Annotated in this window: 18 protein-coding genes and 1 tRNA gene; 10 read left to right on the forward strand and 9 right to left on the reverse strand. The window is 68.0% G+C overall.

Translation table 11 applies throughout. The features are described from left to right. Window positions 1-57 precede the first annotated feature (57 nt). From PBN85_RS09315 to PBN85_RS09325, 3 genes are read right to left on the reverse strand one after another with little or no spacing between them, the layout of a single operon-like run. A complete protein-coding gene (locus PBN85_RS09315) occupies window positions 58-1497 on the reverse strand; it encodes an efflux transporter outer membrane subunit (protein WP_271300870.1) in 1440 nt (479 codons plus the stop codon). Between the two features lie 7 nt (window positions 1498-1504). Beyond that, window positions 1505-3067: an MDR family MFS transporter gene (locus PBN85_RS09320; protein ID WP_037536532.1), complete on the reverse strand. Its 1563-nt coding sequence runs from the start codon at window positions 3065-3067 to the stop codon at window positions 1505-1507. Next, window positions 3064-4242: an HlyD family secretion protein gene (locus PBN85_RS09325; RefSeq protein ID WP_271298772.1), complete on the reverse strand. Its 1179-nt coding sequence runs from the start codon at window positions 4240-4242 to the stop codon at window positions 3064-3066. Before PBN85_RS09325 ends, PBN85_RS09320 begins: the two co-directional genes overlap by 4 nt. 86 nt (window positions 4243-4328) lie before the next feature. Between PBN85_RS09325 and PBN85_RS09330 the strand changes: the two genes are divergently transcribed. After that, the gene (locus tag PBN85_RS09330; RefSeq protein ID WP_271298773.1) at window positions 4329-4778 is read left to right on the forward strand and encodes a MarR family winged helix-turn-helix transcriptional regulator; all 450 of its coding nucleotides are present in this window, start codon (window positions 4329-4331) and stop codon (window positions 4776-4778) included. A 183-nt stretch (window positions 4779-4961) separates the two neighbouring features. Here the strand turns inward: PBN85_RS09330 and PBN85_RS09335 are convergent, their stop codons facing one another. From PBN85_RS09335 to PBN85_RS09350, 4 genes are all read right to left on the reverse strand, one after another. After that, complete coding sequence (locus PBN85_RS09335; RefSeq protein ID WP_037536738.1) at window positions 4962-5153, reverse strand: YbdD/YjiX family protein; 192 nt, start codon at window positions 5151-5153, stop codon at window positions 4962-4964. Further along, complete coding sequence (locus PBN85_RS09340) at window positions 5150-7201, reverse strand: carbon starvation CstA family protein (protein WP_271298774.1); 2052 nt, start codon at window positions 7199-7201, stop codon at window positions 5150-5152. The genes PBN85_RS09335 and PBN85_RS09340 overlap by 4 nt, the downstream gene beginning before the upstream one ends. A 77-nt stretch (window positions 7202-7278) precedes the next feature. Beyond that, window positions 7279-9216 carry an acetate--CoA ligase gene (acs, locus tag PBN85_RS09345; protein WP_271298775.1) on the reverse strand — a complete coding sequence of 646 codons (1938 nt, stop codon included), beginning with the start codon at window positions 9214-9216 and terminating at the stop codon, window positions 7279-7281. 120 nt (window positions 9217-9336) lie between these two features. Then, complete coding sequence (locus tag PBN85_RS09350) at window positions 9337-10164, reverse strand: alpha/beta fold hydrolase (protein WP_037536524.1); 828 nt, start codon at window positions 10162-10164, stop codon at window positions 9337-9339. Window positions 10165-10283: 119 nt separating this feature from the next. Here PBN85_RS09350 and PBN85_RS09355 point away from each other — a divergent pair, with 119 nt between their 5' ends. After that, window positions 10284-12014, forward strand: coding sequence for a DUF885 domain-containing protein (locus tag PBN85_RS09355; protein ID WP_271298776.1), 1731 nt, complete (start codon window positions 10284-10286; stop codon window positions 12012-12014). A gap of 28 nt (window positions 12015-12042) precedes the next feature. Here PBN85_RS09355 and PBN85_RS09360 read toward each other — a convergent pair whose 3' ends face one another. Continuing rightward, window positions 12043-13440 carry an MFS transporter gene (locus PBN85_RS09360; RefSeq protein WP_271298777.1) on the reverse strand — a complete coding sequence of 466 codons (1398 nt, stop codon included), beginning with the start codon at window positions 13438-13440 and terminating at the stop codon, window positions 12043-12045. Window positions 13441-13524: 84 nt separating this feature from the next. On the opposite strand from PBN85_RS09360, the gene PBN85_RS09365 reads away from it, so the two are divergent. Next, entirely contained in the window at window positions 13525-15633 is a 2109-nt protein-coding gene (locus tag PBN85_RS09365; RefSeq protein ID WP_271298778.1) for a prolyl oligopeptidase family serine peptidase, read from the forward strand. A gap of 20 nt (window positions 15634-15653) precedes the next feature. On the opposite strand, the gene PBN85_RS09370 is transcribed toward PBN85_RS09365, so the two are convergent. Continuing rightward, window positions 15654-15743, reverse strand: a tRNA-Ser gene (locus tag PBN85_RS09370). A 142-nt stretch (window positions 15744-15885) separates the two neighbouring features. Between PBN85_RS09370 and PBN85_RS09375 the strand changes: the two genes are divergently transcribed. From PBN85_RS09375 to PBN85_RS09405, 7 genes are all read left to right on the forward strand, one after another. Continuing rightward, window positions 15886-16881, forward strand: coding sequence for a lytic murein transglycosylase (locus PBN85_RS09375; protein ID WP_235199829.1), 996 nt, complete (start codon window positions 15886-15888; stop codon window positions 16879-16881). A gap of 67 nt (window positions 16882-16948) precedes the next feature. Next, window positions 16949-18115, forward strand: coding sequence for a D-alanyl-D-alanine carboxypeptidase family protein (locus PBN85_RS09380; protein ID WP_037536736.1), 1167 nt, complete (start codon window positions 16949-16951; stop codon window positions 18113-18115). A 10-nt stretch (window positions 18116-18125) separates the two neighbouring features. Next, window positions 18126-19100, forward strand: a complete 975-nt coding sequence (locus PBN85_RS09385; RefSeq protein ID WP_271298779.1) for a DNA polymerase III subunit delta' — start codon at window positions 18126-18128, stop codon at window positions 19098-19100. Between the two features lie 41 nt (window positions 19101-19141). Next, window positions 19142-20695: a methionine--tRNA ligase gene (gene metG / locus PBN85_RS09390; RefSeq protein WP_271298780.1), complete on the forward strand. Its 1554-nt coding sequence runs from the start codon at window positions 19142-19144 to the stop codon at window positions 20693-20695. Beyond that, entirely contained in the window at window positions 20695-21471 is a 777-nt protein-coding gene (locus PBN85_RS09395) for a TatD family hydrolase (protein ID WP_271300871.1), read from the forward strand. The genes metG and PBN85_RS09395 overlap by 1 nt, the downstream gene beginning before the upstream one ends. After that, on the forward strand, window positions 21468-22232 hold the full coding sequence (locus PBN85_RS09400; protein ID WP_271298781.1) for an MBL fold metallo-hydrolase: 765 nt from the start codon (window positions 21468-21470) through the stop codon (window positions 22230-22232). Before PBN85_RS09395 ends, PBN85_RS09400 begins: the two co-directional genes overlap by 4 nt. Next, on the forward strand, window positions 22229-22846 hold the full coding sequence (locus PBN85_RS09405) for a retropepsin-like aspartic protease family protein (protein WP_037536453.1): 618 nt from the start codon (window positions 22229-22231) through the stop codon (window positions 22844-22846). Before PBN85_RS09400 ends, PBN85_RS09405 begins: the two co-directional genes overlap by 4 nt. The last annotated feature ends 63 nt before the right edge of the window (window positions 22847-22909 follow it).

The raw sequence follows: 22909 nt of genomic DNA on the forward strand, positions 1-22909 counted from the left end.
GCGCATAGCCTGTTCATTCCAGAATGAAGCCGTAAAATCAATATTTTGTATATCGGATCAGGCGGCGGGCGGCGCCTCTCCCCAGCCTAGCCCCAATGCTTTCTGCAACGCGATATAGTCGCCGGTCAAACTGGCGACTCCCGCGGACAGGTTCTGCTCGGCGGCAACGCGCTGACGTTCGGCGTCGAGCGTGTCGATCAGCGTCGCAGTGCCGGCACGGAAGCGCTGCTGCATCAGGTCGGCGGCGCGGTCGGCGCTCGCCTTGCTGCGCATCAGGCTGGCGACGGTGTCGCGGCGATGGCCGAAGCGGGACAAGGCATCCTCGGCATCACGCAGCGCGACCAGCACCGCCCCGCGATATTGCGCCTCCGCCTCGTCGCGTTGTCCTTCCGCCTGATGGATCCGCGCGCGGTTGCGACCGAAGTCGAGGAAATTCCATTGCAGCATCGGCGCACCGATGCCGACGAGCTTGTCGGGACTGATATCGGACAGCCGCGTGCCACCCAGCCCGATCAGGCCGAGCAGCGTCAGACGCGGGAAGCGCGCGGCATCGGCAACGCCGACCTGCGCGGTACGCTGCGCCAGCTGGCGCTCGGCGGCGCGAATGTCGGGGCGACGCTGCAACAGCGCGGCGGGATCGCCGATCGCCACCGCCGCGGGCGGCAGCGGCACCGCGCCTCCCGGCGTGAGCGTTGCATCGAGCGCACCGGGCTCGCGGCCGGTGAGCACCGCAATGGCGTTGAGGTAGCGCTCCGCCTCCGCCTGCAACGGGACGATCTGGCCATTGGTCGTCTCGACCTGCCCCCGCAGCCGCTCGACATCGAGGTCCGACGCCGCACCTTGTGCGAAGCGCTGCTCGGTCAGCGTGAGCATCTGCTGCTGCATGCGCGCATTGTCGCGCGACAGGGTGATCCGGCGTTGCACGTCGCGCAAGCTGACATAGGCCTGCGCGACGTCGGCGGTCAGGCTGACCTGCGCGTCGGCGACATTGGCCTCGGCCGCCTCGGACTGCGCGCGCGCGGCTTCCACCGACCGGCGGCGACCGCCGAACAGGTCGACCTCCCAGCTCGCGTCGAAGCCGAGATTATAGACGTCGACCGCGCTCGCGCTGCCGTCGCTGCTGCCGCCGCCGAAGTCGAAGCCCGGAATGCGGGCATGGAGATAGGTGGCGGAGGCGTTGGCGCTCGGCGCCTGATTGGCACGCTCCAGCCGCAGCGACGCCCGCGCCTGCCGCAGCCGCGCGGTGGCGACCGCGATATTGGGATTGGCGGCGAGCGCCTGCGCCTCGAGCGTGTCGAGCAACGGGTCGTGGAGCTGGGTCCACCAGGCCGCGACCGTCGGTGCGGCAGGGCTGACCTGCGCGCCACCACGCACGAAGCGGGGAGCGCCATTGGCGTCGGACAAGGTCTTGGGCGGGCCGGCGTAGTTCGGCCCGACCGTGCAGGCGGCGAGCGCCAGCGCGGGCAGCAGCAGGATGGGGGTGCGGGAGAATTGCATCATCGCCTCAATGCATCGCCACGGCTTTGCCTTGCGGCAGCGGGCGGAGGAACAGGACGAGCGGCACCACGCAGCAGATGCCGACCGACAAGAGCCAGAACAGATCGTTATAGGTCATCACCAGCGCCTCGCGCTGGATCGTGCCGCCAAGTGAGCGGATCGCGGTCGCCGTGCTGCCGAGCGAACGCGCCGTCGCGGCGAGATAATCCTGCAACGCCACCGAATTGGCGTTGAGCACCTCGTCGATGCGACGGCTGTGCAGATAGCTGCGCTGATCCTGCAGGGTCGCGATCCCGGCGAGCGCGAAGGACCCGCCGATGTTGCGCGCGGCGCTGAACAATCCGGCGGCATCGCCCGCTTCCTCCGGCTTGACCGAGGCGATCGCCGCCTGGTTGAGGAAGACGAAGCCGAGGATCGTGCCGACGCCACGCAGCAATTGCGAGTCGGTGAAGGCGCTGCCGACCGATGCCGCGGTCAGCGTGGTATCGAGATGGCAGCTCAACGCCATCAGCAGCAGCCCCGACGCGACCGCGACGCGAATGTCGAGATGGCGGATCAGCAGCGGCACCAGCGGCATCATCAACAGACTGGGAATGCCGCTGAGCAGCACGACCTTGCCCGATTGCAACGCATTGTAATCGGAGATGGCGGCGAGGAACTGCGGGATGACGTAGCTGCTGCCGTACAGCACCATGCCGAGCACGAGGCCCATCGTCGCCACGCTGCCGAACTGGCGGTCGAGCAGCAGCCGGAGCTTGACCACCGGCTTCTTCGCGATGAATTGACCGGCGATCAGCATGACGAGCCCGACGATGGTGAGCGCGGTGAGCTTGAGGATCAGGGCGGACTGGAACCATTGCTCGCGCTGCCCCTCTTCGAGCACGACGGTCAGTCCGCCGAGTCCCAGAGCGAGGCCGGCGATGCCGAGCCAGTCCGCCTTGAGCAATTCGGTGAGGTGTGGCTTCTGATAGGGCAGGCCGACGAGCAGCAGCACGAGCAGCACCGCACCGACCGGGATGTTGAGAAAGAAGGCGTAATGCCAGCTGACGTTCTCGGTCAGATAGCCGCCGATCAGCGGCCCCAGCACCGGGCCGAGGATCGCGGTGACACCAAACAGCGCGGTGCCAATCGGTTGCTGGCTGCGCGGCAGCCGCGTCGCGATGATCGTCATCGCCGTCGGGATCAGCGCGCCGCCGGTGATGCCTTGCCCGGCGCGGCCGATGATCATCATCGTCAGCGTCGTCGACAGGCCGCAGACCACCGAGAAGGCGGTGAACAGCACCGAGGCGATCAGCAGGAAGGTGCGCAGGCCGAGCACGCGCTCCAGCCATGCGGAGAGCGGAATGATGATGATCTCGGCGACCAGATAGGAGGTGGCGATCCACGTTCCCTCGGTGCCGCTCGCGCCGATTTCGCCCTGGATGACCGGCAGCGCCGAGTTGACGATCGAGATATCGAGCGTCGCCATCAGCGCGCCGAGACTGCCCGCCGCGACGGCCAGCCACGCGGCGAGATCGGCGCGCTCGGGCGGCGATGCCGCCGCCGTTTCAGCCGGGACGGCGGCGCTCATTTCCCGCGCCGCTCGTTATGCTGGTCCTGCTCGTCGCGGATGCGCTGGACGCTGCCCTTCGCCGAGCGGGTGTCGACCGTGACGTCGACCGACATGCCGGGCACCAGCAGCTTGCGCGTCTCCGGCCCCGCGTCGAGCGCGATGCGCACCGGCACGCGCTGAACGATCTTGGTGAAATTGCCGGTCGCATTCTGCGGCGGCAGCAACGAGAATTGCGCGCCGGTGCCGGGCGAGACGCTTTCGACGCGGCCGTGGATCTCGACACCGGGCAGGGCATCGACCTCCAGTGTCACCGGCTGGCCGACGCGCATCAGGCCGAGCTGCGTTTCCTTGAAATTGGCCTCGACATACAATTGCTGGACGGGGACGATCGACATCAGCCGCGTGCCCGCCTGCGTATACTGGCCGACGCGCACCGTCTTGTCGCCGACCCGGCCGTCGATGCTGGCGCGCAGGATGGTGGCGCCGAGATTGACCTGCGCCGCGGCAAGCTGGGCGCGGCTGGCCTCACCCTGTGCCTGCGCCTGCTGGACCTGCGCCTGGAGCGTGCCGACCCGACGCGTCGCGCTGACCAGCGCGGCATTGGCGGCGGCGACCTGCGCATCCGCCTGCCGCGCCTGGTTCTGCAAGGTCGACAGCTTCTCGCGCGTTTCCGCTCCCGACGCGGCGAGCGGCTGGTAGCGGCGCACCTCGCTATGCGCGAAGGCGGCATCGCTGCGCGCGGCGGCAAGGTCGGACCGGGCCTTGTCGATCGCCGCCTGCTGCTCGCGAATCTGCGCGCGGACGCCTTCGGCATTGGCGCGGGCCACGTCGATCTGTGCGGTGACCTGCGCCGCCTGCGCGCGATAGTCACGCGAATCGATGCGGACGAGGGGGGTGCCCGCCTTGACCTGCTGATTGTCCGCGACGAAGACCTGGTCGACATAGCCCGACACCTTGGGCGAGACGGTCACCGCATCGGCCTGCACATAGGCATCGTCGGTATTCTGCATGAACTTGCCGACGCTCTGGTAGCGGACGAACCACAGCACGCCGCCGATCACCACGACCAGCGCGACGATCAGCAGGATCAGCCGGATGCGACGCTTCTTCTCGGGTGACGCCGCGGCGGCGGGCGCTTCCGATTCGTCGTGCGATTCGGCAGTGTCCGCAACAGGATGCTCGTTCTGGGCCATCACATTCATCTTCTTGGTTCGTCGTTGCCGTCTAGATGCTCGCACTTGCAGCATAGTGCAAGACCATTTAATGAGGGTCCTCACATATGGCTTGCAACGAACCCCTCGCGTCGGACCTGTTCCGCCTCTTCCTGCGCATGCAGCGTCTGATGAACCGCCGGATGGCGGAACAAGGCGCGTCACTGGCCCGCACCAAGCTGCTGCTGTTCCTGCACAAGCGCGGCCCGGCGCGGGCGGCCGACATCGCCGACTTCTTCGACAACGCGCCGCGCACGGTGACCGAGGCGATCGATGGACTGGAGCGCGACGGTCTCGTCGCGCGGACCCCCGACGCCCATGACCGACGCGTCAAACAGGTTTCGATCACCGACGAGGGACGACGGGTGCTAGGCGAGACCGAGCCGTTGCGGCAGGACTTGATCGACGCGGTCTTCGGTGCGCTCGATTCTGACGAGCGCGCGCAACTCTCGTCGACCTTGGCCAAGCTGCTCACCGCGCTCGATGGGCTCGACGGCGGCGATACCCGCACGCGCTAGCCTATTGCTTCCGATCCGGGCTTTGTTAAGCTCTCTGTCGCCGCCGGAAGAGCGGCATGGAGGATGCCATGGACCGGTACGAACCGACCTTGTGCCAATGCGGCTTCGGCCTGTTGTGCTGCGCGAGCGGCGCGGCGCTGTCGATCTGTGCGGTGACCTTGCTGCTGCTCGGCTGAGCCGCGCTCAGCAGCACCGCCCGCCGCCGCGACCGCCGTACCGCGCCTGCTGCCGATCGCGGAAGAAGGCGGTCGCGCTCAGCACCGGCCGATCGGGGTGCGCCTCCGCCATATGGGCGCAATAGGCCTGGTAGGAGGGTACGCCGACCATCAGCCTGCCGGTATCGGCGAGGCCGCGCCAGAGGGCCTTGAGGCTCATTCTGCCGGCGCCGGCCATGCCGGGATTTCACTGACGCTGGGCGCGTTGCTTCTGCGCGCGATCAGACAGGTGCGGATGCCATAGCCGATGATCGAGGCCACTACGGCGAGGAACAGCGCGCAAAGTATCGCGTCGATCCGGTCGTTGAGCACGATCCGCCGCATCTCGGCGAGCGTCTTCGCCGGGGCGAGCATCTGGCCCCGCGCGGCGGCATCCGCGAAGCGGTTGGCATGGGCGAGGAAGCCGACGCGGGGATCGCTGGCGAACAGCTTGAGCAGGCTGGCGGTGACGGTGCACAGCACCAGCCAGATCGCCGGCAGGATCGTCACCCAGGCGTAGCGCTGCCGTTTCATCCGGAACAGCACCACCGTCGCGAGCACGAGCGCGACCGCCGCGAGCATCTGGTTGGAGATGCCGAACAGCGGCCACAACGTGTTGACGCCGCCGAGCGGGTCGGTGACGCCCTGGTACAGAAAGAAGCCCCAGGCCACGACGCACAGCCCGGTGCCGATCAGGCCGGGCAGGAAGCTCGTCGCGTTACGGAATGACGGCACCGCCAGCCCGATCAGATCCTGCAGCATGAACCGCCCGGCCCGCGTGCCGGCGTCGACCGCGGTGAGGATGAACAAGGCCTCGAACAGGATCGCGAAATGATACCAGAAGGCCATCATCGCCCGGCCGCCGACCACCGCGCTGAAGATATGCGCCATGCCGACCGCCAGCGTCGGCGCGCCGCCGGCGCGGCTGATGATCGTCGTTTCGCCGACATCGCGGGCGGTGGTCTCGATCGTCTCGGGCGTGATCGGAAAGCCCATCGTGGTAACGGCGACCGCGGCGCTGGCCGCGTCGGTGCCGACGACCGCGGCGGGGCTGTTCATCGCGAAATAGACGCCGGGATCGATGATCGACGCACCGACCAGCGCCATGATCGCGACGAAGCTCTCCATCAGCATCGCACCATAGCCGATGAAGCGCGCATCGCCCTCGCTCGCGATCAGCTTGGGCGTGGTGCCGCTTGCGATCAGCGCGTGGAAGCCCGAAACCGCGCCGCAGGCGATGGTGATGAACAGGAAGGGGAAGAGCGAGCCCGACCAGACCGGTCCGCTGCCGTCGACGAAGGCGGTCAGCGCCGGCATCCGCAACGGCGGCGCGACGACGACGATGCCGATCGCCAGCGCGGCGATCGCGCCGATCTTGAGGAAGGTCGACAGATAGTCACGCGGTGCGAGCAGCAGCCAGACCGGCAGCAACGACGCGATCGCGCCATAGCCGATCAGGATCCAGCACAGGGCGACCGGCGAATAGGTAAACCACGGCGCGAGCGTCGCGGAGGCGGCGACGTCGCGCCCGTAGACGATGGCCAGGATCAGCCCGACGAGGCCGAGCAACGACACCTCTCCGACCCGCCCCGGCCGGATCCAGCGAGTATAGACGCCCATCAGCACAGCGAGCGGGATGGTCGCGGCGACGGTGAACAGGCCCCAGGGACTGCCCGCCAGCGCCCGCACGACGATCAGCGCGAGCACCGCGAGGATGATGATCATGATCATGAAAGCGCCGAACAACGCGATCGTCCCCGGCACCGCGCCCATCTCGAGCCGGATCATCTCGCCGAGCGAGCGACCGTCGCGGCGCATCGACAGGAACAGCACCATGAAGTCCTGCACCGCGCCGGCGAGCACGACCCCGGCGAGGATCCACAACATACCCGGCAGATACCCCATTTGCGCGGCGAGCACCGGCCCGACCAACGGTCCGGCGCCGGCGATTGCGGCGAAATGGTGGCCGAATAGCACGCGCCGGTCGGTGGCAACGAAATCGAGGCCGTCGGGATGGCGCATCGCAGGCGTGGGCCGCGCCGGATCGATCCCGACGATCCGGGCGAGATAGCGCGCGTAGAAGCGATAGGCGATCAGGTAGACGCACAAGGCCGCGACCACCACCCAGACGGCGTTGATCGCTTCGCCGCGCGCATTGGCGATGACGCCGAGCGCCCCGGCGCCGATCAGCGCGACGACGCCCCAGCCGATCCTGTTCGCGCTGCGCATCGCTCTCGTCTCCCTCGCGCGCCGCTTACTCCGGGCGGTGGCGGGAGGGCAAGACCAGCCTCCCGCCGCTCACGGGGTCAGACGACGCGGTTGGCGACCAGATCGTCGACCACCGCCGGATCGGCGAGCGTCGACGTGTCGCCGAGGCTCGACGTATCCCCTTCGGCGATCTTGCGCAGGATGCGCCGCATGATCTTGCCGGATCGGGTCTTCGGCAAGGCCGGCGCGAACTGCAATTTGTCGGGCGTGGCGATCGGGCCGATCTCGTGCCGCACCCAGGCGATCAACGCCCGCCGCAGTTCGTCCTCGCCCGTCACGCCGGCGTTGAGTGTGACATAGGCGTAGATGCCCTGTCCCTTCACGTCGTGCGGCATGCCGACCACCGCGGCCTCTGCCACCGCTTCGTGCAGCACGAGCGCGCTCTCGACTTCGGCGGTCCCCATCCGATGACCGGAGACGTTGATCACGTCGTCGACGCGTCCGGTGATCCAGTAATAACCGTCGGCATCGCGGCGGCAGCCGTCGCCGGTGAAATATTTGCCTTCATAGGTGGTGAAATAGGTCTGGAAGAACCGCTCGTCGTCACCCCACACGCCGCGCATCTGCCCCGGCCAGCTCTGCGTGATGCAGAGATTGCCCGAGGCCGGCCCGGTCAGCGGCGTGCCCTGGTCGTCGACGAGCTGCGGCATCACGCCCGGCAATGGCTTGGCGGCCGAGCCCGGCTTCATCGGCACGGCACCGGGCAGGGGGGCGATCATGATGCCGCCCGTTTCGGTCTGCCACCAGGCGTCGACGATCGGCGCGCGGCCCTCGCCGACGACGTCGTGATACCAGCGCCAGGCCTCCGGATTGATCGGCTCGCCGACCGAACCGAGCAGCTTGAGCGATGACCGATCGGTCCGACGGACGAAGTCGTCGCCTTCCTTCATCAGTGCACGCAGCGCCGTGGGAGCGGTGAACAGTGTGTGCACCTTGTGGCGATCGACCACCTGCCAGATGCGGCTCGCATCGGGCCAGGTCGGCAGGCCTTCGAACATCAGCGTCGTCGCGCCGTTCGAGAGCGGGCCGTAGAGGATGTAGCTGTGCCCGGTGACCCAGCCGATGTCGGCGGCGCACCAGAAGACCTGGCCGGGCTTATAGTCGAAGGCGATCTTGAAAGTGAAATCGGCCCACAGCAGATAGCCTGCGGAGCTGTGCAGCACGCCCTTCGGCTTGCCGGTCGACCCGCTGGTGTAGAGGATGAACAGCGGATCCTCCGCCGCCATCGGCTCGGGCGGGCAGATGTCACTCACCGTGGCCAGCGCGTCGTGATACCAGATATCGCGCTCCCCCATCGGCACGTCGGCACCGGTCGCGCGCACGACGATGACCCGCTCCAGCGACGGGGCACGGCTCGCCGCTTCGTCGACACAGGCCTTGAGCGTGATGCGCTTGCCGCCGCGGCGGCCCTCGTCGGCGGTGATGACGATCTTCGATCCGCAATCCTCGATCCGGCCGGCGAGCGCATCGGCGGAGAAGCCGCCGAACACCACCGAATGGATCGCGCCGATCCGGGCGCAGGCGAGGGCGGCATAGGCCGCTTCCGGGATCATCGGCATGTAGAGCGTGACGCGGTCGCCCTTGGCGACGCCTTGCGCCTTCAGCACGTTGGCGAAGCGGCAGACCTCGGCATGCAATTGGCGATAGGTGATGTGGCGCGCCGCCTCACCGGGCTCGTCCGGCTCCCAGATGATCGCAACGGTATCGCCGTTCTTGGCGAGATGACGGTCGAGGCAATTGGCGGCGACATTGAGCTGACCATCGGCGAACCAGCGGATATGGAAGTCGGCCTTGGCGAACGACCAGTCGCCGGCGATCGTCGGTGGTTCGATCCAGTCGAGGCGCTTGGTCGCCTGATCCAGCCAGAAGCTGCCCGGGCTGCTCGCGGCGGCTTCGTACAGGTCTTCGTAGCGTTTGGGGTTGAGGCTGGCGTTGGTCCAATCGCCGGTGATCGGGTAGATTTCAGGGTCGGTCACTCAAGGCATCCCCGCTGTGCAGGCCGCGGACGCCGGCCGGCGCCCGCCGGTGGGATAGGGGAGCCGATCGCCCGGCGCCAGTCGTCTGACGCGCGGGCGATACGGTCCGGTTATCAGGCCTCAGCGGCCGAGGAAGGTGAGCAGATCGTTGGTCAGGCGATCGCCATGCGTCGCGAACAGGCCATGCGGGGCACCGTCATATTCGACGAGCTGGCTGTTTGCGATGCCCTCCGCGGCGGCGCGACCGGCGGCGTCGATCGGCACCGTCTGGTCGCTGGTGCCGTGGATGATCAGCGTCGGGACGCGGAAGGCGGCCAGGTCCGGGCGGAAGTCGGTATGGCCGAACGCCTCGGCGCAGGCGAGCGTCGGCTTGAGCCCCGCCTGCAAGGCCGTCGCCGTCGCTGCGTCGAGCACGTCGTCGCTGACCGGATGGCTGATCACGCCGACGCCGAAGAACTGCTTGAAGAAGGTGTCGCGGAAAAAATGGGCGCGGTCCTTCTGGATATTCTCCCCGATCTCGGCGAGCTTGTCCTCGGGCGTGCCATAGGGATTGTCGTCGGTCTTCAGCATATAGGGTACGACCGACGAGACCAGCGCCGCGGCGATCACGCCCTTGCCGCCGTGCCGGCTCATGTAGCGGGCGACCTCGCCGCCGCCCATCGAGAAACCGACCAGCGTCGCGTCGCTGTCGGCACCGGTCGCCGCCATCACGTCGGCGAGATCATCGGCGAGCGTGTCATACTCATAGCCGCTCCACGGCTGGCCCGACCGGCCGAAGCCGCGCCGGTCATAAGCGATCGCGCGGAAGCCGGCATCGGCCAGCGCCATCATCTGCGGATCCCAGCTGTCCGCCGACAACGGCCAGCCGTGCAGCAGGATCACCGGCCGGCCGGATCCCCAATCCTTGACATAGATGTCGGTACCGTCGCGCGTCTTCACATAAGGCATGGCCGATCCTCTCGTAATCCGTTGGCGACAACGTGGCTTCCGGCGCGCTGTTCCTCGCTGGCGTTCGCCGCGTGGCAGTGCCAGCATGACGTATACCAAACGAATCAGGGGACATAGTCATGCGGATCATCGCGGCGGCATCGCTGCTCGCCATCGCCACGGCAGCAGGATTCGGCGGAACGCCGGCGCCGGCGCAGAGCCAGGCGCGGACCGCTGCGACGCAGGGCTTCGCCGCCTTTCGCGACGGGTTCATCGAAGGCTGGTTCAAGCTCGATCCGGCCACTGCGGTCTATCAGGGCCGTCACGATTTCGACGGCCAACTGCCGGACTGGAGCGCGGCCGGGCTGAAACGCCAGTCGGCCTTCCTCCGCCAGGCGATCGACCGCGCGCGCGGCTTCAAGGATGCCGACCTCACTCCCGACGAGCGGTTCGAGCGCGACTATCTGATCCGCGTCGCCGAAGGGAAATTGTTCTGGCTCGACGATGCCGATCAGCCGCACACCAACCCGGCCTATTATGTCGGGGGCGGGCTCGATCCCAACGTTTATATCGCGCGGCCCTATGCCGACGCACCGACGCGGATGAAGGCGCTGGTCGCCTTCTTCGGCCGGGTGCCGGCGGCGGCGCAGGCGATCCGCGCCAATCTGAAGACGCCGATGCCGCGATCGTTCATCGATTATGGCGTCGCCGGCTTCAACGGCTTCGCCGATTACTACACGGGCGATGCCAAGGCCGCCTTCGCGGAGGTGCGCGACCCGGCCTTGCAGAAACAGCTCGCCACGTCCGCCGCGGCGGCGAGCGCGGCCGTGCGGGCGCTCGGCACCTGGCTCGAGGGACAGCGCGGCACCGCCACCGGTGATTTCGCACTCGGCGCCGATCGATTCCAGCGGATGGTCCGCGCGACGGAAGGCGTCGATACCCCGCTCGCGACGCTCGAAGCGGCGGGACGCGCCGACCTCAAGCGCAACCAGGATGCGCTCGCCGCCGCCTGCCGGCAATTCGCGCCCGGCCAGACGATCCCCGCCTGCATCGACAAGATGAACGCCAACAAGTCGCCCGACGGCCCGGTCGCCGAGGCGCGCCGCCAGATCCCGGAGCTACGGGCGTTCGTCATCGCCAAGGATCTCGTCACCATCCCCGGCACCGAGGAAGCGAAGGTCGAGGAAAGTCCGCCCTACAACCGGCAGAACTCCGCCTATATCGATCCCGCCGGGCCGTATGAGAAGAACGTCCCCTCGGTCTATTATATCTCGCCGCCCGATCCCGCCTGGGACAAGAAGACGCAGGATGCCTTCGTGCCGGGCAAGAAGGATCTGCTGTTCACCTCGGTCCACGAGGTGATGCCGGGGCACTTCCTGCAATTCCTCCACGCCAACCGCTCGCCGTCGATGTTCGGCCGGGTCTTCGTCGGCTATGCCTTCGCCGAAGGCTGGGCGCATTATGCCGAGGAGATGATGTGGGACGCCGGCCTCGGCAATGGCGATGCCGAGACGCATGTCGGCCAGATCAGCAACGCGCTGCTGCGCGACTGCCGCTTCCTGTCGGCGATCGGCCTGCACGCCCGCGGCATGACGCAGGCGCAGAGCCTGCAGATGTTCCGCGAGCAATGCTATCAGGACGAAGGCAATTCGCGCCAGCAGGCGGCGCGCGGCACCTACGATCCCGCCTATCTCAACTACACGCTCGGCAAGCTGATGATCCGCAAGCTGCGCGACGACTGGACTGCGACGCGGGGCGGCCGCACGGCGTGGAAGGCCTTCCACGACCAGTTCCTGAGCTACGGCGGCCCGGCGATCCCGCTCGTACGTCAGCGCATGATGGGCGAGCCGACCGCGCGGGCGGTGTTCTGACGGTGCGCTGAGACCGACCGGGTGCGGGTCAGCGCGAGACCTGCGTTCCCGGCTGTTGGTCTTCCGCCTCGTCGCTGCGCGGGTTGCGGATCGACGGGCGCAGGCGGGCGAGGCTGCATATCCCCGCCACCGCCGCAAGGCCGGCGGCGACCAGCGGCGGCGCCATGCCGGCGCCGACGTTGATCGCGAGCAGCGCCGCGATCAAAGTCGCGCCGGTCGTCTGCCCGACGAGCCGGACCGTGCCGACCAGTCCACCGGCGGCGGCGGCCCGCTCCCGCGGGGCCGAGCCGATGATGAGGCGGGCGTTGGGCGGCAGGAAGAGACCGAAACCGGAGCCGCACAAGGCCATCCGCCAGGCGATGTCGACATAGGCCGCGTCCGCGGGCAGCGTGGCGATCAGCAGCAGCGCGACGATCGACACCGCCATGCCGATCCCGCCGAGCACGCCCGCAGGCACCCGGTCGGACAGCCAGCCGGCGAGCGGTGCGACGATCATATTGGTGAGCGGCCATGGCGCGATCGCCGCGCCAACCTCGGCGGCGGAGAAGCCGAAGCCATGCTGCAAGCGGAACGGCGTCGACAGCAGCAGGGTCATCGACGCGGTGAAGGCGGTATAGGCGCCGATCGCCGACAGCGCGATCACCGGCCGCGCGAGCAGGTCGATCGGCAGGATCGGCTTCGCCTCGCCACGCTCGCGCCGCACGAAGATCCAGCCGATCGCGGCGCCGACCGCGACGATCGCCGCCGACACCACCGGACTGTCGCCGTGGACGGCGCTCTCCGCCCCCGAAATGACGAGGCCGATCATGCTCGCGCACATGATCGCGCCGAGCACGTCGAACGGCTCGTCGCGCGGCTGCGGCGCCGGCAGGGCCCGACCGAGGACGAGGCTGAGCAAGGCGAACGGCACGGCGCTCGCAAAGACCCAGGGCCAGGGCGCGATGCCGAGCACCAGGCCGCCGAGCGTCGGTGCCAGCGCCGCCGAACTCGACACCACGACGGAGTTGATGCCGAGCCCGCGCCCCAGCTGCTTCGCCGGGTAGATCGAGCGGATCAGCGCCGACGAGACGCTGAGCGCCGCCGCCGCGCCCAGCGCCTGCGCGGCCCGCACGACGAGCAGGAAGGGCAGGCTCTTGGCGAAGAAGCACAGCATCGTCGCCACGGTGAAGACGAGCTGGCCGAACTGATAGGTGCGCTTCAACCCGAATTTGTCGCCCAGCCCGGCGAAGGGCAGGATCATCATCGCCAGGATCAGCTGGTAGACGGTGACCACCGCCACCACCGCGCTGTTGCCGACGTGCAGGTCGCGCGCGATCGTCGGCAGCGCCACCGTGGCGATGCCGCCGTCGATGATGACCAGCGCCGTCCCCGCGGAAATGGCGCCGATCGCGACATAGCGGCGGGGCAGGGGCAGGCCATCGGTCATCGCGTGTCTCCTGATCGTCGCGGCGGATTGCGCGGCAACGCTTTGCCCGGCAAGACCGGTCCAACGACAGGGAGACTAGCGCCGATGATCCTCCGAAGCCTGCTGATCGCCTCGACGATCCTTGCCGCCGCGCCCGCGCTCGCGCAAAGCACCGCCATGACGACCAGCACCCAGACCGACCCCTATCTCTGGCTCGAGGACAAGGACGGCGCCAAGCCGCTCGCCTGGGTCGAGGCGGAGAATGCGCGCACGCTGCCGCGGTTGCAGAACGATCCGCGCTACGGGACCTTCTATGCCGAAGCGCTGGCGATCGCCTCGGCGAAGGACCGTATTCCGATGCCGAGCCAGCTGTTCGGCCGGATCTACAATTTCTGGCGCGACGCCGATCATCCGCAGGGCATCTGGCGCTGGACCAGCGAGGCGGACTATGCCCGGCCGCAGCCGAAGTGGACGACGGTGCTCGATCTCGATGCGCTGTCGAAGGCGGAAGGCAAGAAGTGGGTGTGGAAGGGCGCGACCTGCCTCCAGCCCGAAGAGCGGCTGTGCCTCGTCGCGCTGTCCGAAGGCGGCGAGGACGCGATCAGCTATCGGGAGTTCGATCTAGCCAGCGGCCAGTTCGTCGCCGGCGGCTTCGCGCTGCCCAAGTCGAAACAGGGCGCGAGCTGGCTCGACAAGGATACGCTGCTGGTCAGCCGCGACTGGGGCGAGGGCACGATGACCGCGTCGAGCTATCCCTTCGTCGTCAAGACGGTGAAGCGGGGCCAGCCGCTGGCCGGCGCGCAGGAGATCTTCCGCGGCCAGCCGACCGACCAGCTCGGCACCTATGCCGGCGTAATCACCGACGGCCAGGGCAATCGGCTGGTGACGATCGAGCGGCGGGTGACCTTCTTCGGCGGCGAGACCCACGTCTGGACGCCGGCGGGAACGAAGAAGCTCGACATTCCGGCGCGGACCAGCCCGGTCGGCATGGTCGCCGGCCAGGTGCTGTTCCAGACCAGCGATCCGTGGGGCGCGATCACCGCCGGCTCGGTCGCCTCGGCGCCGCTCGCCGAGGTGCAGGCGAATGCGATCCGCCCGACCGTGGTGTTCGCGCCCAACCCGCGTCAGTCGGTCGACGAGGTGGTGACGACCAAGGACCATGTCGTCCTGATCTACAACGACAATGTTCGCGGGCGTGCGGCTGTCTATACGCCGGGCGCGGGCGGGTGGACGGCGCGGCCGATCGTGCTGCCCGACAACGTCTCGCTCGGTGTCGCCAGCGCTGACGACAAAAGCGATCACGGCTATCTCACCGTCACCGGCTTCCTGACGCCGACGACCCTGCTGCCGATCGACGCCGCGAGCGGCCGCGTCGCCGCACCGGTCAAGACGCTGCCCGCCAAGTTCGACGCGAGCAACCTCGTCGTCGAACAGCATGAAGCGACCTCGACCGACGGTACCAAGGTGCCCTATTTCATCGTCCACAAGAAGGGCATCGCGCTCGACGGCAGCACGCCGACGATCATGACCGCTTATGGCGGGTTCGAGCTGCCGATGCTGCCCGGCTATTCGGCGATCACCGGCAAATTGTGGCTCGAGCGCGGCGGCTCCTACGTCCTCGCCAACATCCGCGGCGGCGGCGAGTTCGGGCCGAAGTGGCACGATGCCGGGCGCAAGACCAAGCGGCAGGTGATCTACGACGATTTCGCCAGCGTCGCCAAGGACCTGTTCACGCGCAAGCTGACCAGCCCGGCCAAGCTCGGCATCTATGGCGGATCGAACGGCGGCCTGTTGATGGGCGTCGAGTTCAACCAGCATCCCGACCTCTGGAAGGCGGTGACGATCCAGGTGCCGCTGCTCGACATGCTCCGCTACGAACAGATCGCCGCGGGCGCGTCATGGGTCGACGAATATGGCTCGGCGTCGGTGCCCGAGGAGCGCGCCTTCCTCGCGACCATCTCGCCCTATCAGAACATCAAACGCAGCGTCGCCTATCCCGAACCCTATATCTGGACGACGACCAAGGACGACCGCGTCGGCCCGCAGCACGCGCGCAAGTTCGCCGCGCGCCTGAAGGAATATGGCCTGCCCTATCTGTTCTACGAGGACACCGCCGGCGGCCATTCCGGCGACGCCGATATCGAACAGGGCGCGCGCTTGCAGGCGTTGCAGATGACCTATTTCGCGCAGAAGCTGCTCGGCCCGGCGAATTAGGGAAGGGCGCTGGCGCCGGGTGGCGGAGGGAGTGGGATTCGAACCCACGGTAGGCTTCCACCTACGGCGGTTTTCAAGACCGCTGCCTTAAACCACTCGGCCATCCCTCCGGCGGACCCCGGATAGTCGCACCGCGGCTGCCCGTGCAAGCCCTGCGACGATAAGAGGTTCACGCGCCGCGCCGGCTGTGGCACCACCGCCGGCATGTGGGGGCAAGGATTGCGACGCGCGCTGACGACCGGCGCTTTGGCGATGAGCTTGGCGCTGGCCGCCGCGGCGCCGGTCGCCGCGCAGGACGAGGCGGGGTTTCAGGCCTATCTTCAGACGCTGCGGCAGCAGGCGCTGGCCGCCGGCGTGACGCAGCGGACGGTGGACTCGGTCTTCCCGACGCTGACGCTCAGCGACCGCACGATCCAGCTCGACCGTGCCCAGCCGGGCAATCCGGGCAGCACCGCGACCCCGCCCTTTGCGCCGTACAAGACGAGCCACGTCGATGCGGCGCGAATCGGTCGTGGTCGTTCAACCTATCAGGCGCAACGCGCCCGGCTGGCGCGGGTCGAGCGCGAGACCGGCGTGCCCGAATCGATCATGGTCGCGATCTGGGGGCATGAGACCAACTACGGCGCCTATACCGGCAATTTCGACCTGCTGCGCAGTCTCGCCAGCCTCGCCTATGAAGGGCGGCGGCGCGAATTGTTTGCGGGCGAATTCATCGCCGGACTCAAGATCCTCGACCGGGGCATTCCGCGCGAACAGCTGAAAGGCAGCTGGGCAGGGGCGACCGGCAATCCGCAATTCCTTCCCTCCGTCTATCTGCGGCTCGCACGCGACGGCGACGGCGACGGGCGCGCGGATATCTGGACCAGCCCGGCCGATACGCTCGCCTCGATCGGCAATTACTTCGCCAATGCCGGCTGGCGACCGGGTCAGCCGTGGGGTGTCGCGGTCAGCGTGCCGGCGTCGCTCGACCGGCGCAGCATCACCAACCGGATGGTCAGCCCGCGCTGCCCGCGCGTGTTCGAGCGGCACAGCCGCTGGCGGACGATGGCGGAGTGGCGCGCGCTCGGACTGGTGCCGCAGGGGCGGCGCTGGCCCGCGGATACCGTGCAGGCGACGCTGATCGAGCCCGACGGTCCGGGCGCGACCGCCTATTTGCTCACCGGCAATTACCGCGTGATCCTCGATTACAATTGCTCGAATTTCTACGCTCTGTCGGTCGGGCTGCTCGCCGACGCGGTTGAGGGCTGACGTCGCCGCCGCGCGGCGCTATGCCGATTTTCTCCCGCTTCATCTCCCGGAAAGCCTCACCATCGTCATGAACAAGCTGATTGCCGCTCCCCTCGCGATCGTCGCCGCCGCCGTTCCCTCGATCGCCGCTGCGCCCCAGTTCCAGGGGAGCGCGCCGATCGCCTATATGGAGGATCTGTCGTCGGGCGCGGTGCTGTACCAGCGGGATGCCGACCGGCGGATGCCGCCTGCGTCGATGGCGAAAATGATGACGGTCTATGTCGCGTTCGACATGATCAAGAAGGGCGAGCTCAAGCTCAACCAGACGTTCCAGGTGCGCCCCGAGACGTGGCAGCGCTGGCACGGGCCGCAGGCGGGGTCGACGATGTTCCTGTCGACCGGCGAGAATGTCAGCGTCGAGAATCTGCTCAAGGGCATCGTCACATTGTCGGGTAACGACGCCTGCGTCGTCCTCGCCGAGGGGATCAGCGGCACCGAGCAGACCTTCACCGACCGGATGAACGCGGAGGCGAAGAAGCTCGGCCTGACCAACAGTCATTTCGGCACCTCGAACGGCTGGCCCGACAATGGCGTCACCTATGTCACCGCGCGCGACCTCGCCCATCTCGCCAGCGCGACGATCCGCGACTTCCCGGACCTGTACAAGCGCTTCTATTCGCTGCCGAGCTTCACCTGGGGCAAGACGCTCGGCGCGGGCGCCGACATCACCCAGGCGAACCGCGACCCGCTGCTCGGCCGCGTGGCGGGCGCCGACGGGCTGAAGACCGGCCATACCGAAGAGGCGGGTTACGGCTTCACCGGATCGGCCGAGCAGAACGGCCGCCGTCTGGTGATGGTCGTCGCCGGGCTGACCTCTTCCAACGGTCGCGCACAGGAATCGGTGCGGTTCATGGACTGGGGCTTCCGCGCCTGGCAGGCCAAGCCGATCGTCGCGCAGGGCAAGCAGGTCTCGACCGCCGAGGTGCAGATGGGCGGCGCGAGCAGCGTCGGCCTCGTTGCGCCGCGCAACCTGACCGTCACGCTGCCGGCCGGCGCGGTGCCGGAGATGCACGCCAAGGTCGTCTACGAAGGCCCGATCCGCGCGCCGATCAAGGCGGGCCAGCATATCGCCGATCTCGTCGTCACCGCGCCGGATCTGCCCGAGCAGCGCCTGCCGCTGGTCGCGGACAAGGACGTCGGCGAAGCCGGTTTCTTCGGTCGCGCCTGGGCGGGGCTGACCTCGCTGTTCGGCTGATCCGACGCCGGTGAGCGAGCTGTTCGGCAATAGCGACGCGCAGGCCGCCTTCGCCGCGGCCTTGCGCGGCGGCTCGCTGCATCATGCGTGGCTGATCGTCGGCCCCGAAGGCGTCGGCAAGGCGAGCTTCGCGCATCGCGCGGCGCTGCGTCTGCTCGCCGAGGCGAGCGCCACGGGCGCCGTCGCGCCGGGCCTCGCCGTGCCGGAGGGCCATCCGACGCGGGCGCTGGTCGATGCCGGCTCGCATCCCGATCTGCGCGTGCTGCACCGCCTGCCCAAGGATGCCGACAAGCCGGATCAGGATCTCGCGCGCAGCATCACCATCGCGCAGGTGCGCAGCCTCCAGCCGATGTTCGCGACGACGCCGTCGATGGGCGCGCGCCGCGTCGTCATCATCGACGCGGCGGACGATCTCGAGCGCAACGGCGCCAACGCCTTGCTCAAGAACCTCGAGGAGCCGCCGGCGGGGACGATCTTCCTGCTGGTCAGCCACGCGCCGGGACGGCTGCTGCCGACGATCCGCTCGCGCTGCCGCGTGCTGCGCTTCGCCGCGCTCGACGACACCGACATGGCGGCGGCACTGCGGCAGGCGCTTCCCGAAACGTCCGAAGACGAGATCGCGACGCTGGTCGGCAGCGGGGAGGGGGCGCCGGGGCGGGCGATCCGTTATGCCGGGCTCGATATCGACGGGATCGATCGGGCGATCGTCGCCATCGCCGGGGACGGCGATCCCGCCAACACGCGCCGGGCGGCGCTTGCCAAGGCGCTCGCCGGCAAGGGCAATGCCGCGCGCTACGAAGCCTTTCTCGATCGCGTGCCGACGCTGATCGCGCGCGAGGCGCGCGGGCGCAGCGGTCCGCGTCTGAAGACCGCGATCGATGCGCAGGCTGCGGCGCGCGACCTCGCCGGCGCGGCGCTCGGCCTGTCGCTCGATGCGCAGGCGACGGTGTTCGAGATGGCGGCGATCGTCGCGACGCTGCGCTGAGCCCGCTTCACCTCGCCGGGTGGATCGACTAGGAGGCCGGCATGGCCGATCCTTATTATATCACGACCGCGATCCACTATCCCAACGGGCGTCCGCATATCGGCCATGCCTATGAGATGATCGCCGCCGATGCGATCGCCCGTTTCCAGCGGCAAGCGGGGCGCGACGTCCGCTTCCAGACGGGTACCGACGAACACGGCCTCAAGATGGCGCAGACCGCGCGCGCCCGGAACATGGAAACGCGCGCCTTCGCTGACGAAATGTCGTCGCATTTCAGCGGCATGGCCGACAAGCTCGGCATCAGCTACGATCGCTTCATTCGCACCGTCGAACCCGGTCATTACGCCGCCAGCCAGGCGATCTGGCGCGCGATGCGCGACGCGGGCGACCTCTATCTCGATCGGTACGAAGGCTGGTATTCGGTCCGCGACGAAGCCTTCTACGACGAGAAGGAGCTGGTCGACGGGGAAGGGGGGCAGCGCCTTTCGCCGCAGGGCACGCCGGTCGAATGGACCGCGGAGGAGACGTGGTTCTTCCGCCTGTCCAGATATCAGCAGCCGTTGCTCGACTTCTATGCCGCCAACCCGGACTTCATCCGGCCGGAGGCGCGTCGTAACGAGGTGATGCGCTTCGTCGAGGGCGGCCTGTCCGATCTGTCGGTGTCGCGGACCAGCTTCGACTGGGGCGTACCGGTGCCCGACAGCCCGGGCCATGTCATGTACGTCTGGGTCGACGCGCTCACCAACTATCTGACCGGCGCGGGCTATCCCGACGATACCGCGTCGCTGGCGCGGTTCTGGCCGGCCGATCTGCATCTGATCGGCAAGGACATCACCCGCTTCCATACCGTCTATTGGCCGGCCTTCCTGATGTCGGCGCAGCTGCCGATCCCCAAGCAGGTGTTCGCACATGGCTTCGTTTTGCACCGCGGTGAGAAGATGTCGAAGTCGGTCGGCAACGTCGTCAGCCCCGACGAGCTGACGGACGCGTTCGGTGTCGACGCGGTCCGCTACTTCCTGCTGCGCGACGTCAGTTTCGGTCAGGACGGCAGCTATTCGGCCGAGGCGATCGTCACGCGCGTCAATGCCGAACTCGCCAACAGCTTCGGCAATCTCGCGCAACGCACCCTGTCGTTCATCGCCAAGAATCTGGCCGGCGCCTTCCCCGAGGCCGGGCGCAGTGACCCGGCCGATGCGATGCTGATCGAAGAGGTCGTCGTCGCCTGCGCCGGCCTCACCTCGGCGTTCGGCGATCTGATGCTCAGCCAGGGGATCGAGGCGTGGATGCGCGGCGTCTTCGCCTGCAACCAATATATCGATGCGCAGGCGCCCTGGGCGCTGCGCAAGACGGATCCGGAGCGGATGCAGGCGGTGCTCGGCACGCTGGTTCGTGCGATCCGCATGCTGGCGATCGCGATCCTGCCGGTGGTGCCGGAGTCGGCGGGCAAGGTGCTCGACCAGATCGGTGCCGGGGCGCGCGATCACGCGGCGATCGACGATGACGGCTGGTACGGCCGCCAGGCGACATCGGGCTTCGTCATCGCACCGCCGTCGCCAATCTTCCCGCGGCTCGAACTGCCGGCCGCCGCGGCATGATGTTCGCGGACAGTCACTGCCACCTCAATTATAAGGGGGTGTTCGAGCAGCAGCAGGACGTGCTCGGCCGCGCGCGCGCCCGCGGTGTCGGCGCGATGCTCAACATCTCGACGCGCGAGAGCGAGTGGGATGCGGTGATCGCCACCGCCGAACGCGAGCCCGACGTATGGGCGGCGATCGGCATCCACCCCAATGAAGCCGATCACTATCCTGACATCGGCCGCGCCACGCTGATCGCGCGCGCCGCGCACCCGCGCGTCGTCGCGATCGGCGAGACCGGCCTCGACTATTTCTACGAACGGTCCGACCGCATCCGTCAGCAGGCGAGCTTCCGCACGCATATCGCGGCGTGCCGCGACACCGGTCTGCCGCTGATCGTCCATACCCGCGACGCCGAGGCGGATACGCTGGCGATCCTGCGCGACGAGATGGAGCAGGGGGCCTATACCGGCGTCATCCACTGCTTCACCGCGAGCGGCGCCTTCGCCGATGCGGCGCTCGCACTCGGTCTCTACATCTCGATTTCGGGCATCGTCACCTTCAAGAACGCGCGCGATCTGCAGGAGACGGCGGCGTGGCTGCCGATCGATCGCTTGCTGATCGAAACGGACGCACCGTTCCTCGCCCCGGTGCCCAACCGCGGCAAGCCCGGTGAGCCGGCGTTCGTCGCCGATACCGCCGCCTTCCTCGCCGCGTTGCGCGGAGAGCCGCTCGATATGCTGGCGGCGCGGACGGCGGACAATTTCTTCACGCTGTTCGGCAAGGCGCGCGGATGAAGGTCCGCATCCTCGGCTCCGGTACGTCATCGGGCGTGCCGCGGATCGGCAATGATTGGGGCGTGTGCGATCCCGCCGAGCCGCGCAACCGCCGCACCCGCGCGTCGATCCTCGTCGAGCATGAGGGCACCCGCATCCTCGTCGACACCGGGCCGGACATGCGCGAGCAGTTGCTCGCCGCGGAGGTGGCGGCGGTCGACGCGATCCTCTGGACGCACGATCACGCCGATCATTGCCACGGCATCGACGATGTCCGCCAGATCTTCCATGCGCGGGGCGCGCCGGTGCAGGGCTATGCCCGACAAAGCACGCTCGCGGCGCTGCGGGAGCGCTTCACCTATGTCTTCGCCGGGCGGCAGGGCTATCCACCGACGGTCGAGGCGGCGGAGCTGCCGGATCGCCTGACCATCGGCGGCATCACCATCGATGTGGTCGACCAGCCGCATGGCCGGATCAGCTCGGCCGGGCTGCGCTTCACCACGGACGATGCGGTCATCGGCTATGCGACCGATTTTCACGAGCTGACCCCGGCGATGCGCGCCCTTTATACCAACCTCGACGTGTGGATCGTCGACGCGCTGCGCTACGCACCGCATCCGACGCACCCCGACGTACCGACCGTCTTGCACTGGATCGAGGAGCTGCGTCCCCGCCGGTCAGCCTTCATACATATGGATCATTCCATGGACTATGCGACGCTCGTCGCGGCGCTGCCGCCGGGCGTCGAACCTGGCTATGACGGACTCGAATTTCGATCATGACACACGAACTGGGCGGCTCTGCATTATTCTATGTGGTGTTGCTTGGCTTGCCGATCGCGGCGCTGGTGGCGCGGCGCGTACCGATCGCCCGGATCGCCTTGTCGCTCGTCAGCTGGGCGGCAATCTTCGGGCTGCTCGCGATCGTCGTGGCACAGCGGGAGCGCTTTGATCCGTACCTCCAGCACGTCGCACGGCTGCTCAGAATCGAGGATCAGTCGGTCGCGGGCAAGGAGACGCGGATCCGGATGGCGCCCGACGGCCATTTCTGGGCGCGCGTGACGCTCGACGGAGTGTCGCGACGGATGCTCGTCGACAGTGGTGCGACGGTGACGGCGCTTTCGACGACTACGGCGCAGGCAGCCGCGCTCGACGTCCGCGACAGCGCATTTCCGATGATCCTCAACACCGCCAACGGCCAGATCCGTGCGCAGACCGCGACGGTGCGGGAGCTGCGGCTCGGCGATATCGCTGCACGGGATCTCGGCGTCGTCGTGTCGCCGGCCTTCGGGGACACCGATGTGCTCGGGATGAACTTCCTGTCGAAGCTGAAATCGTGGCGGGTGGAGGGCAGCACGCTGATCCTAGAGCCGCATCACCCACAGGATTTTACATAATACATATTATCGAACTTACGGATTTGGATGGAGAGGGCGCGGCGTACGCGCCCTCTCTTGCGT

Origin of the sequence: Sphingomonas sp. CV7422, assembly GCF_027945725.1 — a bacterium.
Lineage (GTDB): Bacteria > Pseudomonadota > Alphaproteobacteria > Sphingomonadales > Sphingomonadaceae > Sphingomonas > Sphingomonas kyungheensis.